Here is a 14,324-nt window from a genome sequence, read left to right on the forward strand (position 1 = left end):
AATAATTTTTAAGGATTTAATATTTTTTTAAGTTTCCCTTTAATTCTGTTCATTTTCACGCGCGCATTCACTTCGCTGATTCCTAGAGTTTCAGCTATTTCTTGATAGTCTTTATCTTCTAAATACATAAAGACCAATGCTTTTTCGATATCGTTTAGCTGATAAACAGCTTTGTACATTAATTTAATCTGCTCTTCTTCTTCATAGTTGTAGTCAACATCTTTTACAAAATGCTGATGACTTTCGTAATCTACGGTAGATATAGTCCTTTTGGTTTTGCGATAGAGAGTAATTGCTGTATTTAAAGCAACGCGATAAGTCCAAGTCGAAAATTTACTGTCGCCTCTAAATTTTGGATACGCTTTCCAGAGCTGAATGGTGATTTCCTGAAACAAATCTTTGTGTGCATCTTCGCCGGCAGTATATAATCGACAAATTTTGTGGATTATATTCTGATTTGCCTGCAATTGCGCAACAAATGATTGTTCTAGGTTTTCGGTCATATAAGTATTAGTAGTGTTGAAATCTATTTTGTTACAAGACTTGACTATTTTTTGCCACGAATTTCACAAATTTATCGAATTACATATCAAAATGATAAAGATAAAGTTGAGTTTTAGTTTTTAAAAATTCGTGCAATTCTTGGCAGCTTCCTACAGTTGTCGTGTTTTGTAATAATTAATTGTCAAATCTATAAACTTGCTGTAGCTTTCCATTCCGTCTTTCTGATTGTTTGATTTTAAAAAACTATCATAAATAAAATGGAAACCTTCATCAATAAATGTATCATATTGTTTCCAGAAATCCTGACTTTCCTGATAGTTTTTTAGAATTCCAGGATTTACTTGTTTCTTCAGAATATTAAAGATTTTTTCGTTTTTATACTTCCAAATACTTAAGCAGTAATGCAATGTAAAGCTGTAACCAGCATATTTGTAATAAGGATTGTTGTTTTTAACAGATGCTAAAACACCAATAAAATTACATTCATTTTCACTAGCAAAACCAATCTGGTGTGCCATTTCGTGAGCTGTGGTTTGCGGAAAATTATACATTGGCAGTAAATCATTAATTTGAGCTTCGTTAGTAAAAGGATTTAAATAACCGCCAAAACCCATATAAGTTAATGGTGTACTGAAAAGTGATTTTTTAACGCTTAGAATTTCGTATTTAAAGTAAGGATGTTCTTGTGCTAGATTGTTATAGCCGTTTAAAATCATTTTAAAGGATTCTTTTTGCGAATACGGAAAAACAATTTTTTCACTTTTGTTTTTAGTGATTTCATACTGAACTTCATTAGTTTTAGCTATTAGCCGTTTTGTAAAAGCTAAAAGATCGGCATCGGTATATTCTCTTTTGATTTCCATTTTTACGAAAAGAGGCTCGCGATAGTAATTGAAGGCCCATAAAAGATGAAAGAAAAAATAAAAAATAGAGATTTTACCCAAAATCGTTAAAATATGATCTTTCCAATCTGCTCTCCATGTTTTTCTTATTTTCCAAAACCAAACTATTGCAGAAAGTATAAGAACTGCATAAATGCAATCGCCTACAGAAAAGGGAATTTTTCCTAAAAGTGTTCTTGAGAAGTGCGAAATTCTAACAAATAAATTGTTGCTGTAAAAACCTTCGACATAATCTGAAAAATAGGGCAGAATTTTTAAAACAATAATTTGCAAGAGTAAAAATAACGGCAGAATGTATTTTGATTTCACAGTTTAAATTTTGAATACGTAAATATAAATACAATATTGATTGATAAAAAAAAGTAAAATACGAATTCCTATAATTTTCATTAATTAATGTTTTTCTAATTATGCAAGAATCTTAAGTGTTGTTGAAGTTGTATTTTAATTCACTATAATTAATGCTAATTCGTGAAATTCGTGGCGGAAAAAAGTATAAACTTTGTAACTTTGACAATCTTAATTGTTAAACATCAAACAAAATATAATGAGTCAGGAAATAAGAAATCTGGAACCAAAAGAACTTTGGAACAAATTTGCAGATTTAAATGCAGTTCCACGTCCATCAAAAAAAGAAGAGCGTGTAATCGAGTTCATGAAAAACTTTGGAAACAGCTTAGGTTTAGAAACTTTTGAAGACGAAATTAGAAACGTAATCATCAGAAAACCAGCAACTCCTGGAATGGAGAATCGAAAAGCAATCGTAATGCAGGGGCATCTTGATATGGTGCACCAAAAAAATGCAGATAAAGTTTTTGATTTCGACAAGCAGGGAATTGATATGTATGTAGATGGCGACTGGGTTCGTGCTCGCGGTACAACGCTTGGTGCAGATAATGGACTTGGAGTTGCTACAATTATGGCGGTTTTAGAGAGTAAAACAATTGCGCATCCTGCAATTGAAGCTTTGTTTACAATCGATGAAGAAACAGGTATGACCGGAGCATTAAACCTAAAAGGAGGAATTCTTCAAGGGCAGATTTTATTGAATCTGGATACTGAAGAAGACGACGAAATTGATATAGGATGTGCTGGAGGAATTGATGTTACGGCTATAAGAACTTACCATGATGAAGAAGTTCCAGAAGGTTCTGTTGGGTACTCAATAACTGTAAAAGGTTTAAACGGAGGTCATTCAGGAATGGATATTCATAAAGGATTAGGGAATGCTAATAAAATTATGAATCGTTTGTTATTTGATGCTTTTGAAAATTTTGGTTTACAGATTGCGGAAATTAACGGAGGAAGCCTTCGAAATGCAATTCCAAGAGAAAGTGTTGCAAAAGTGATTATTTCTGAAATGTTTGATGAAGCGTATCTTTTTGATATGCAGGAAATCATTAATGATATTAAAGCTGAATATAAAACTACTGAACCAAACTTATCGATAGAAATCGTTAAGACAGATCTGCCTGAAAAAGTAATGGATTTAGGTGTTCAGGAAGGAATTATTAGAGCAATTTATGCGGCTCATAACGGCGTTTATAGAATGAGCGCTGATATGGCTGATTTGGTTGAAACATCAAATAATATTGCTCGCGTTATTATAAAAGACGGCGAAATATTGGTAGGATGTTTAACGCGTTCTTCTGTTGAATCTTCTAAATTTGATTTGGCTAATTCTTTGCGTTCTGCTTTTGAGTTAGTAGGATGTGAGGTAGAACTTTCAGGATCTTATCCTGGATGGACGCCAAACGTTAATTCGGAAATTTTGGAAGTTTTAAAAGAAATTTACGAAAAACAAAATGGTGAAGAGCCTAAAGTTGTAGCTTGTCACGCTGGTCTAGAATGTGGAATTTTAGGGACAAATTACCCAGAAATGGATATGATTTCTTTTGGACCAACAATTCATGGGGCACACTCGCCAGATGAAAGAGCTAGTATTTCATCTGCTCAAAAATATTGGAAATTTGTATTAGAAATTCTTTCTAATATTCCAGTTAAATAAGAGTAATTTAGTGTTCAGTTTTTTAGTGTTCAGTTTTCTGATCTAAAAAGCTGAACACTTTTTAAATTCTATACATTATAAGAATTGCTCACTGAACACTTCTTTTTAATCTCTTTTAGGAGCATTTTTCTTTTCTCTTTTTTCCTCTTTCTTTTCTTTAGCCGTTTTTAGCGGTTCTTTTTTTGCTGTTTTTTTAGCATCTTGACCTTTTGCCATTAGATATTTATTTTAGTTGTTTTTAATTGATTAATAGGTAAATATAACTTTTTAAAATCCTAATGAGCATAAAAAAATCCCCAATTTAAAATTGAGGATTTCTGTATTTATGGTAAGAGTAAAATTTTAATTCCTTTTAAGTACTTTATATTGTTCATAACAGCCGCTGATGGCATCTAAAATTTGAAGGTCATTTGCTGTTTGTATAAAAGCATCCGAATAGTTACAACGGTGCATAATTTCAGGGATTTCATCCTTGCTTATTCCTAAAAGTACAGCAATAGTTTCGCGATCGTATTTTGTTTCTAACAAATTTCTAATAGTATCGTCTTTTTTCATATCCTTTAGCTTCTTAAGTTCTTTTCCGTTTTTTCCAAAGAAATTATAGAGCATATCAGCCGGATTGAAAATAGAGCCTAATACTTTTCCAAATGCATTAGGAGAATATTCGCCTGCTTCATAACCTTGCGTAAGACCAGAAATACTATAACGGTAGTTTTCTTTTGTAGGAATTAATTTTGAGTCGACTTCAAGATATCCTGTTAAAGTAAAAGGAGCAATAATAACTTCTTCAAGCGCAATCGCTTTTTCGGTAAGTTGAATGCGGGTAACTTTATTTTTTATCCAGTCATTTGTTACTCTAATTCTAAGAGATTGAAATCCTAGCAGCGAAAAGTGAATAGTGTCATTAGGCTGTACATCAATTTCAAAATACCCTTTTGCGTCAGATTTTGCGCCGCGTACTTTGTTGGTGTTGATGATGTTTACGTTTGGAAGAGGTTGTTTACTATCGTCGTTTATAATATAACCCGAAACTCTTTGCGGGGTTGTAGGCTCGATGTCCTGCGCAAAACTAACGGTAGAGAATAGCATAAAAAAGAAAACTGCGAAATATTTCATATCCTGATTTAAAGCACTAAAAGTAGTAAATAGAGATTAAATATTTCGCAGTCTTCGAATATAATTATAAGAAAATTAACAAAGACAGCAGCGTTGCTTTTAGTATTTAAATAAAAAAGGATAATAAGATTAAATTACATTGTTTTGGATTACAAATTCACTTGTAGAGAATAAGATTCTGAACATAAAAAAATCCCAAATTCCAATTATGTCTGGAATTTGGGATTTTATATTTTAAGATATTAAAGAATTAATCTCTTCTTGGTCTTCTTGGTCTTGGTGAATCACCAAAGCTTTCAGAACGTCTTGGAGCTCTATCAGAACCACCTTCGTTTCTTTTGAAACCACCTTCTCTACGAGGAGCAGATGAGTTTCTGTCGCTTCTAAAACCACCTTCTCTAGGAGCAGAGTTTCTGTCGCTTCTAAATCCTCCGCCAGAACCTTCACGTCTTGGAGCAAAGTTTCCTTCTCTTCTTGGTCCAGAACTTCTTCCACCGCCACGGTTATTGTGGTCGCGTCTTCCGCCTCCGTCATTTTTAGAGATTTCAACATTAATACGACGTCCTTCTAATTGAACGTTGTTTAATACTTCCATAACTTTATCGGTGTGCTCAGGATCAGTGTTAAAGAAAGAGAAACCTTCTTTTACATCTACCTTGAAAACGTCATCACGACCTAAATCTAATGTTTCTTTCAAGTAATCTTTAAGCGACATCCAATCGAAATTGTCTCTTGAGCCGATGTTTACAAAATAACGAACTGCTCCATTATTATTGAATTCTCTTGGCTCAGAATCGTTTCTTTCACGTCTTTCTCCTGAAGATTGAGATGAAATATCTCTGTTCTTTTTGTAGTAAGCAATAAAACGATTAAATTCTACTGAAACCATTTTCTTGATCAATTCTTCTTTAGATAAATCTTCAAGAACATTGTTGATTGCTGGTAAATAGTTGTCAATTTCGTGATCAACCTCAGTATCTTTAATTTTATTAGCTAAGTGTAATAATTGAATTTCGCAGATTTCAATTCCAGATGGAATTGTTTTTTCTTCGAATTTTTGTTTGATGATTCTTTCGATAGAAGAAATTTTACGTAACTCACTTTTTGTAACGATTACAATAGAAGTTCCTAATTTTCCAGCTCTACCAGTACGTCCTGAACGGTGGTTGTACGTTTCGATCTCATCAGGTAATTGGTAGTTTACTACGTGAGTTACGTTATCAACATCAATACCACGTGCAGCAACGTCAGTAGCAACAAGCATCTGAATTTGTCTTCCACGGAAAGATTTCATTACACCATCACGCTGTGCTTGAGATAAATCTCCGTGCAATGCAGCCGCGCTGTATCCATCTTCGATAAGTTTTTCGGCAATAGCCTGAGTATCTCTTTTTGTACGACAGAAAACCACAGAAAAAATATCTGGGTTAGCATCTGCTAAACGTTTTAGAGCTTCGTAACGATCACGAGCATTAACTAAGTAAAATTCGTGAGAAACTGTAGATGAACCAGAGTTTTTAGCTCCAACAGTAATTTCTACAGGTTCGCTCATGAATTGTTTTGCAATTCTAGCAACCTCTTGCGGCATTGTTGCAGAGAACAACCATGTGCTTTTTTCGTCTGGAGTATCTGATAAAATAGATACGATATCTTCGTAGAATCCCATGTTTAACATTTCGTCAGCCTCATCAAGAACACAGTAATCTATGTTTTTAATGTTAACTAAACCTCTGTTAATCATGTCTTGCATTCTTCCTGGAGTAGCCACAATAATTTGTGCTCCTCTTTTTATTTCTCTTGCCTGCTCTGTAATACTAGCTCCTCCGTAAACTGCTACCACATTAATACCTTTTTCGTATTTAGAGTAGTTTTTAAGTTCGTTAGTAATCTGTAAACAAAGCTCGCGTGTTGGCGATAAAACTAATGCTTGTGTATTTCTGTTGTCGGCATCAATTTTTTGAATTAGCGGAAAACCGAAAGCTGCCGTTTTCCCTGTCCCTGTTTGAGCCAACGCAACCATATCCGTGTCTTTTTCCAATAATAGGGGAATCGCCTTTTCCTGTACCTCTGACGGATTTTCAAATCCTAGATCTAAAATCGCCTTCAGTAACGATTCATTCAATCCTAATTGTTCAAATTTATTCATATGTGTTTTTAAAATAGGGTGCAAAATTACTGTTAATTATTCAGATAAACTAATGCAATTTTAAGAATTATGTATTTGTTATGATTTGATTATCAAAAAGTTATGTTTATTGTAAAATGATTTTTTGAAAGAAATCGAAAAAAAAACGTCTTGAAATATCAATTTTGTTCCTTAAAATGTTGTATTTTAAACAATTATTTTGTTCTATTCAGGTAATCAATAAGTTGCTCAGTTGCCTTTGCACGATGGCTGATTTTATTTTTAATTTCAGATGATAGTTCAGCAAAAGTTTCATTATAATTTTCGGGCTGAAAAATAGGATCGTATCCAAAACCATGATTTCCAGTTTTATTCAAAGTAATTGTTCCTTTAGCCAAGCCGGTAAAAAGATGTTGAGCGCCATTTAAATTTAATGCAATAACGGTCTTGAACTGTGCACTGCGATCTTCTTCGTTTTTCAGAGCATCTAAAAGTTTATTCATGTTATCATCAGCATTTTTCTGTTCACCAGCATATCTTGCCGAATAAACACCCGGTTCTCCGTTTAAAGCTTTTACTTCTAAGCCCGTATCATCTGCAAAACAGTCGTAACCGTATTTTTCAGTTACATAATCAGCCTTTAAAATGGCATTGCCTTCAATCGTATCTGCTGTTTCTGGAATTTCTTCATGGCAGCCAATATCTTCTAGACTTAAAAGCTGAATAGATCCGTTAAGAATACTTTGAATTTCTTTGATTTTATTTAAATTATTTGAAGCGAAAACGAGTTTCATGAGTGTTATATTTTAAAGTGAATTTTTCGATTAAAAAGACAAAAGCAATTCCAAATGTATAAGCAAGAATATCACTCCAAAGAAAACCTTGTCCTAAAACGTATCTTCCAAAAAGTGTTTTTCTGAGTGATATGATCCAGTCGCTTTGATAAAGCTGCAAGAACTCAATGCTGTAACATATTAGGAGAGAATAGATTATTATACAAATAGCTTTTTTATGGGTAAACAAGATTCGAACCAGAAAATAAATCATAATTGCATATAGAAAATCACCAATCCATAACGGAATAAATGAGATTTTCCTTGAAAGAATTCCTAAAAGAATAATGGTCAGAAGTAAAACGGAATATTGTATTCGGGTTTTGTTCAAGTTTACTTTTTTGTTTGAAACAAAATTACAATTAATCTTTATAAGTTATTTCTCTTTGTAAAATTTTAAATTATAATGAAAAGGAGTTAAAAATTAATAAAATAATAAGCAGGTCTGCTTTATCTTATGAATTTAGAAATTCAATAAATTATGCAGATTATTATTATCTTGAAGCACTTTTAAGACTTCAAAAAATTAAATAAATTGTTTATGTTAAAGAAAATCACTCAAATCTCGCTTGCAGTTATAATGGTATTAATGGTTGTAAGCTGTAAAAATGCGAAACAAAAACTTCAAGAGTTTGTAACTTCTTATAATGCTGCAGCTCCAGCTTTTAAAGCTGAAAATGTTACACTGACAACAGCTCGAGGATATATCAATGATGATAAAATTGAACTGCGATTTGAAACTAATTTAGAACAAAACGCTCCTAATAAATTAGCTGCAGGCATTGCGTTTGATAAATTATTGAAGGAAATGATAAAGAAAAATCAAATTCCTAAAGATCTGGTAGAAGAAGGAATTCAGTTTGATGCCTATTTTTTGGCAGATGATAATACCGTTTTTGTAAAACAGATTATAAATAAAGAAACGTTGCCAGAATTACTGAATTAAACAAAAATGCCTCTTTAATAATAAAGAGGCATTTTTGTTTAATTTATTTTGGTAACATTTGTCAGGTTATCTGGGAAATACAACTCTGATAAATTGGTAAATTCATCACCACGCATAAATATATTAATATCTACATCGGCAAAAGAGGTTTTTCCTGCTGCGGCCAGCAGTTCGTTTGCAGAATGAAGTGTGTTTTTATGAAAATGATAAACACGATCTGATTTATCTGTAACGACCAAACCTTTCATCAGCATTTTGTTTTGTGTAGCAACTCCAGTCGGGCATTCGTTATTATGACAACGTAAAGCTTGTATACAGCCTAATGAAAACATAAAACCACGTGCACTGTTACACATATCTGCGCCTAAAGCAATGGCGTGCAGAATAGAATATCCGGAAATAATTTTCCCGCTTCCTATAATGCGTATTTTGTCACGAATATTTAATCCAATCAAAGTTTTGTTTACGAATATTAAGGCTGGCTCAAATGGCATTCCAACGCCATCAGCAAATTCTAAAGGAGCCGCGCCGGTTCCTCCTTCGGCACCATCAATAGTTATAAAATCAGGATAAGTGTCTTCAGTAATCATTTCGTGGCAGATTGCTTCAAATTCAGCTGTATTACCAATACACAATTTAAAGCCGATTGGTTTTCCATTAGATAACTCTCGTAACTGTGCAATAAATCGAATCAAACCTTTAGAATCAGAAAAAGCATGATGACCCGGAGGTGAAAGAATCATTGTATGCGGTTGAACTCCTCTAATTTTTGCAATTTGTTCTGTATTTTTTTTTGCTGGAAGTACGCCTCCATGTCCAGGTTTTGCGCCTTGAGAAAGTTTAATTTCGATCATTTTTACATTTGGAAGATTTGCCTTTTCAGAGAAATTTTCCGGGCTGAAGTTTCCTTCGGCATCACGACAGCCAAAATAGCCTGTACCAATTTGCCAAGTAATATCGCCTCCACCGGCAAGATGAAATTCAGTTAATCCGCCTTCTCCAGTATTTTGATAAAAATTTCCTTTTTGAGCGCCAATATTTATAGCACGAACGGCGTTTTCGCTAAGCGAACCAAAACTCATTGCAGAAACATTAAATAAAGAAGCTGAGTATGGTTGTTTACAGTCTTTTCCACCTACTAAAACACGAGGTAATTCTTCGTTCACTTTAGCTGGAAAAATAGAATGTTTTATTCCTTCATAACTTTCAGTGTTTAAATTTTGCTGCGTTCCAAAAGGTGTACTCGAATCAATATTTTTGGCTCTTTGATAAACTAATGAGCGTTGGTTTCTGGAGAAAGGTTTTCCGTCTGTAGATCTTTCAATAAAATATTGCTGAATTTCGGGTGCGATCATTTCAAATAAATATCTGAAATATCCCAAAACAGGAAAGTTTCTTAAAATGGCATGTTTTTCTTGAGACGCATTGTAAGCACCAACAAGTAATAATATTGGAAGAACTATTACTAATAAAAAACCACGTCCAGTATAATAGTAAATTGCTGCAACAATTAGAAACAATAAGAATCCGTAGATAAAGAATTTTTTTCTCATGTTTTTAAAGTATTAAATAAGGTAAAATTTTAATTAATTGAATCGTAATCTAACATAGACATGTTTAATGCCTTTTTTGTCAGATTCTCTTTCGTCGATTTCTAGAATATCAGTAAGTGATTTCAGCATTGGCGTAAGCTTAGAAAATCCATAATTTCTAGGGTCGAATTCGGGTTTTTTCTTTACAATCAAATTTCCAACATCACCTAAAAATGCCCAGCCATCATCATCTTCAATGTCCTCGATAGTAGCTTCGATAAGTTCTATGGTTTGTTTATCAATTTTATGCAATGCTTTTTCCGCAGGTTTTTCGACCAGTTTTTTAGTATCTGCAGCAACAACGGTTTTAGGCTTCTTTTTCTGAATTGCACCGTCTAGAACTTCAATATAGATAAATCTGTCGCAGGCAGCAATAAAAGAACTGGGTGTTTTCTTTTCGCCTATACCGATTACTTTCATGCCTGATTCTCGAAGTCGCACCGCTAAACGGGTAAAGTCACTGTCGCTTGATACGATACAAAAACCATCAAGTTTCCCTGAATAAAGTAAGTCCATTGCATCAATAATCAAGGCTGAATCTGATGAGTTTTTTCCAACCGTATAACTATATTGTTGAATAGGAGTAATGGCGTGCTCCAATAATACGGATTTCCATCCGTTTGCATTTGGCTTTGTCCAATCAGCATAAATACGTTTTGTAGTTGGTGTGCCAAACTTTGCGATCTCTTCCATCATACCTTTTACATTGCTGTAGGGTACATTATCTGCATCAATAAGAACAGCTAATTTTAGATCTTTTGAGTTGCTTAAAGCCATTATTTCAATATTAGAAAAATTAGTATTCTCAAAGTTAAAATTAAAATTGGGTTTTATGTGAATTTTAAGTCAAATAAGTGTTTTAGCACTTCTAAATTATTCTGGTTATAAATAAGTTTTTGTTTTAGAAAATTAATTAAAGATAAATTTGTCTTTTATAATAAAATTAGATAATTTTGTATGGAATTAATTAATGAGATATGTTTTCAAAAGCGTGTGAGTACGGAATTAGGGCTTCTATTTTTATTGCAACGAAATCTTCTAAAGGAATAAGGGTTGGAATAAAAGATGTAGCAAAAGAAATTGATTCTCCGGAACCATTTACGGCTAAAATTATGCAAATTTTGACTAAAAGCGGAATAATTCATTCGGCTAAAGGAGTTGGGGGAGGATTCGAAGTTTCGAATGAGGCATTGAAAACTATAAAATTAATTCAGATTGTAGATGCCATTGATGGAGATAAAATTTATAAGGGCTGTGGTATTGGTTTAAAAGAATGTTCTGAAGAGCATCCGTGTCCAGTTCATCATGAATTTAAAAAGATTAGAGGTTTACTTTTAGAGATGCTTACCAAAACTACTCTTGAACAGCTGGCATTAGGAGTAAAATCAGGAGACTTTTTTTTAAAAACATTGAATATAAACGATTAATATTAAATAAATACCTAAAAAAAATGAATACAAAAACCAAAATTTCACTATTAATCCTAATGGGATTTTTAACAATAACTTCTTGCGGTAAAAAAGAAACTGCACCAGTTGAAGAGCAAACAGAAACTTCAACAGAAGGAGAAGCTGCTCCTGTAACTTCAACCGCAGAAAATGTATTAGTTATTGAAGGAAATGACCAAATGCAGTTTAGCACCAATGAATTGAAAGCAGTTGCAGGAAAACCAATTACGCTTACCTTAAAACATGTTGGTAAAATCCCAAAAGAAGCGATGGGACATAATCTAGTTATTCTTCAAGAAGGTACAGATCAAGCGGCTTTTGCTTTGAAAGCTAATGATGCAAAAGCAACTGATTTTATTCCAGAATCTGAAAAAGCTTCAATTATTGCTCATACTAAATTATTAGGAGGAGGAGAGGAAGATACAATTGAGTTTACAATTGATAAAAAAGGGTCATATCCATTTATCTGTTCTTTCCCTGGTCACGTGGCTATGATGAAAGGTGTATTGATTGTTGAGTAAATAACCAAAACTCCGAATCCTTTAAATAAGGTTTGGAGTTTTTTTAAAAACAAATAAAAGATAAAAATGTCTTTTATTGAATTAATTAGAAATGAAAAGAGAAAAAAAATTGTGGATAGTCTTTATTTTAGTAATGGCTATATCATTTTCTGTATTAGGTTATTATGGTTACGAAATCTATCAGCAGGCTCCGCCAGTTCCAAAAGAAATTGTTTCTGATAGCGGAAAAGTTATTTTTTCTGAAGAAGAAATTAAGGACGGACAAAATATTTGGCAGAGTATAGGCGGACAGGAAGTTGGCTCAATTTGGGGTCACGGTGCTTATGTTGCACCAGATTGGACGGCAGATTGGCTTCATCGTGAGGCAGTTTTTATACTGGATAAATTTGCCCAAAAGGACTTCAATAAAAAGTTTGATGAACTTGATGAGGAAAAACAATCGGCCTTAAAAGTTCGTTTGCAAAAAGATGTGCGAACCAATCGATATGATCCAAATACAGGAGTTCTTACTATATCTGAAAATCGTGTTGCTGCGATTGAAGGTTTGAGTGAATATTATAAAGGTCTTTTTACCAATGATCCAAAATTTGATAAGCTGAGAGAGGAATACGCGATTCCTAAAAACTCTATTAAAGATGAAGAGAAAATGCATAAAATGAATGCGTTTTTCTTTTGGGCAACATGGGCAACAGTTACAAATCGTCCTGATTCAGATATTTCGTATACGCACAATTGGCCGGCAGATGAATTAGTGGGTAATAAAGCTACCAAAGAACTTTTAGCTTGGTCTGGTGTCAGTATTATTTTGTTGATTTTAAGTGTTGGTATTTTAGTGTTTTATCATGCAAAATCGGGTGAAGAAGAAGAATTTCCACTTCCAAAAGAAGATCCAATCATTAAACAAGGTAAAACTCCATCGATGGGATTGGTTACAAAATACTTTTGGATCGTTAGTTTATTAATGGTTTTACAAATGGTGTTCGGGATAATAACGGCTCATTATGGCGTTGAAGGAAATGGTTTGTACGGTATTCCAATAGATCAAATTTTACCTTATGCAGTAACAAGAACATGGCATACACAATTGGCTATTTTCTGGATTGCGACAGCTTGGCTTGCAACTGGACTGTATATTGCACCTGCAGTTTCAGGTAAAGATCCTAAATTTCAATGTTTTGGAGTGAACTTCTTATTCATTGCTTTATTGATAATTGTTTTAGGTTCAATGGCTGGACAATGGTTTGGCGTAATGCAGAAATTGAATTTAGTACAAAACTTTTGGTTTGGTCACCAAGGTTATGAATATGTTGATTTAGGTCGTTTTTGGCAGATTTTCCTTTTGATTGGATTGTTTTTATGGCTTGCTTTAATGATTCGTCCATTAATACCAGTTTTAAAGAAAAAAACAGAAGAAAAAAATCTAATCATTTTATTCCTAGTTTCTTGTACTGCAATTGCCATGTTTTATGGAGCTGGTTTAATGTGGGGGAGACAAACGAATCTGGCTATTGCAGAATATTGGAGATGGTGGGTTGTTCATCTTTGGGTTGAAGGATTCTTTGAAGTATTTGCAACGGTTGTTATTGCTTTCTTGTTTGTTCGATTAGGACTATTGAAAACTAAAACAGCAACATTGAATGTTTTGTTTGCAACGATTATTTTCATGTCAGGAGGTATTTTGGGAACTTTTCACCATTTGTATTTCTCAGGAACTCCAACTGCAATTATGGCATTAGGAGCTACTTTTAGTGCACTAGAAGTTGTGCCTTTAACTTTAATTGGATTTGAAGCGTATCAAAACTATAAAATTTCAAAATCAACACAATGGATTGCTGATTACAAATGGCCGATTTATTTTATGATTTCTGTGGCATTTTGGAATTTTCTCGGAGCTGGAATTTTCGGATTTATTATTAATCCTCCAATAGCACTTTATTATGTACAAGGTTTAAATACTACGCCATTGCACGGACATACTGCTTTGTTTGGGGTTTATGGAATGCTGGGAATAGGTTTAGTATTATTTGTATTGAGAAGTTTATACAGAAATGTAAACTGGAATACTAAACTGCTTAAAATTACTTTTTGGAGCTTAAATATTGGTTTGTTCTTGATGGCGATATTGAGTTTACTTCCAATAGGAGTTTGGCAGGCAATCGAAAGTATCGATCACGGTATGTGGTATGCTCGTTCTTCTGAGTTAATGCAACAGCCGGCAATGATTACATTAAAATGGCTTCGTGCAATAGGAGATTCTATATTCGGAATCGGATTTATAACAATGGCTTGGTTTGTATTTGACCTGACCTTAAAAAATAAAAACAAATAA

The 14,324-nt window shown here is 33.4% G+C and carries 13 protein-coding genes; 5 read left to right on the forward strand and 8 right to left on the reverse strand.

The genetic code is table 11. The features are described 5' to 3' along the window. Nucleotides 1-8: 8 nt before the first annotated feature. Nucleotides 9-503 carry an RNA polymerase sigma factor gene (locus BOW57_RS07805; RefSeq protein WP_089055107.1) on the reverse strand — a complete coding sequence of 165 codons (495 nt, stop codon included), beginning with the start codon at nt 501-503 and terminating at the stop codon, nt 9-11. A gap of 150 nt (nt 504-653) precedes the next feature. Then, nucleotides 654-1,715 (reverse strand): DUF3810 domain-containing protein, encoded by a 1,062-nt coding sequence (locus BOW57_RS07810; protein ID WP_129053654.1) that lies wholly within the window; start codon nt 1,713-1,715, stop codon nt 654-656. 238 nt (nt 1,716-1,953) lie between these two features. Between BOW57_RS07810 and BOW57_RS07815 the strand changes: the two genes are divergently transcribed. Continuing rightward, entirely contained in the window at nt 1,954-3,414 is a 1,461-nt protein-coding gene (locus BOW57_RS07815) for an aminoacyl-histidine dipeptidase (RefSeq protein WP_129053655.1), read from the forward strand. 342 nt (nt 3,415-3,756) lie between these two features. Here BOW57_RS07815 and BOW57_RS07825 read toward each other — a convergent pair whose 3' ends face one another. The 4 genes from BOW57_RS07825 to BOW57_RS07840 all read right to left on the reverse strand — a co-directional run bounded on the left by BOW57_RS07825 (nt 3,757) and on the right by BOW57_RS07840 (nt 7,819). Next, nucleotides 3,757-4,530: a carboxypeptidase-like regulatory domain-containing protein gene (locus BOW57_RS07825; protein ID WP_089055103.1), complete on the reverse strand. Its 774-nt coding sequence runs from the start codon at nt 4,528-4,530 to the stop codon at nt 3,757-3,759. 250 nt (nt 4,531-4,780) lie between these two features. Further along, nucleotides 4,781-6,676 (reverse strand): DEAD/DEAH box helicase, encoded by a 1,896-nt coding sequence (locus BOW57_RS07830; RefSeq protein WP_089055102.1) that lies wholly within the window; start codon nt 6,674-6,676, stop codon nt 4,781-4,783. A gap of 194 nt (nt 6,677-6,870) precedes the next feature. Continuing rightward, nucleotides 6,871-7,449, reverse strand: coding sequence for a non-canonical purine NTP diphosphatase (locus BOW57_RS07835; protein WP_129053656.1), 579 nt, complete (start codon nt 7,447-7,449; stop codon nt 6,871-6,873). Next, on the reverse strand, nt 7,424-7,819 hold the full coding sequence (locus BOW57_RS07840; protein WP_129053657.1) for a DUF2809 domain-containing protein: 396 nt from the start codon (nt 7,817-7,819) through the stop codon (nt 7,424-7,426). The genes BOW57_RS07835 and BOW57_RS07840 overlap by 26 nt, the downstream gene beginning before the upstream one ends. A gap of 210 nt (nt 7,820-8,029) precedes the next feature. Between BOW57_RS07840 and BOW57_RS07845 the strand changes: the two genes are divergently transcribed. Continuing rightward, nucleotides 8,030-8,434, forward strand: coding sequence for a hypothetical protein (locus BOW57_RS07845; RefSeq protein WP_089056596.1), 405 nt, complete (start codon nt 8,030-8,032; stop codon nt 8,432-8,434). 38 nt (nt 8,435-8,472) lie between these two features. On the opposite strand, the gene BOW57_RS07850 is transcribed toward BOW57_RS07845, so the two are convergent. Both BOW57_RS07850 and BOW57_RS07855 read right to left on the reverse strand, forming a co-directional pair. Then, nucleotides 8,473-9,987, reverse strand: a complete 1,515-nt coding sequence (locus BOW57_RS07850; RefSeq protein ID WP_129053658.1) for an FMN-binding glutamate synthase family protein — start codon at nt 9,985-9,987, stop codon at nt 8,473-8,475. Between the two features lie 33 nt (nt 9,988-10,020). Continuing rightward, a complete protein-coding gene (locus BOW57_RS07855) occupies nt 10,021-10,803 on the reverse strand; it encodes an NYN domain-containing protein (protein WP_089055097.1) in 783 nt (260 codons plus the stop codon). Between the two features lie 200 nt (nt 10,804-11,003). On the opposite strand from BOW57_RS07855, the gene BOW57_RS07860 reads away from it, so the two are divergent. The 3 genes from BOW57_RS07860 (at nt 11,004) to BOW57_RS07870 (ending at nt 14,324) form a co-directional block, all read left to right on the forward strand. Then, entirely contained in the window at nt 11,004-11,453 is a 450-nt protein-coding gene (locus BOW57_RS07860) for an Rrf2 family transcriptional regulator (protein ID WP_089055096.1), read from the forward strand. A gap of 23 nt (nt 11,454-11,476) precedes the next feature. Continuing rightward, entirely contained in the window at nt 11,477-11,995 is a 519-nt protein-coding gene (gene azu / locus BOW57_RS07865; RefSeq protein WP_089055095.1) for an azurin, read from the forward strand. A 91-nt stretch (nt 11,996-12,086) separates the two neighbouring features. Beyond that, entirely contained in the window at nt 12,087-14,324 is a 2,238-nt protein-coding gene (locus BOW57_RS07870) for a nitric-oxide reductase large subunit (protein ID WP_129053659.1), read from the forward strand.

Source organism: Flavobacterium sp. YO64 (genome assembly GCF_004119505.1).
GTDB classification, from domain to species: domain Bacteria; phylum Bacteroidota; class Bacteroidia; order Flavobacteriales; family Flavobacteriaceae; genus Flavobacterium; species Flavobacterium oncorhynchi.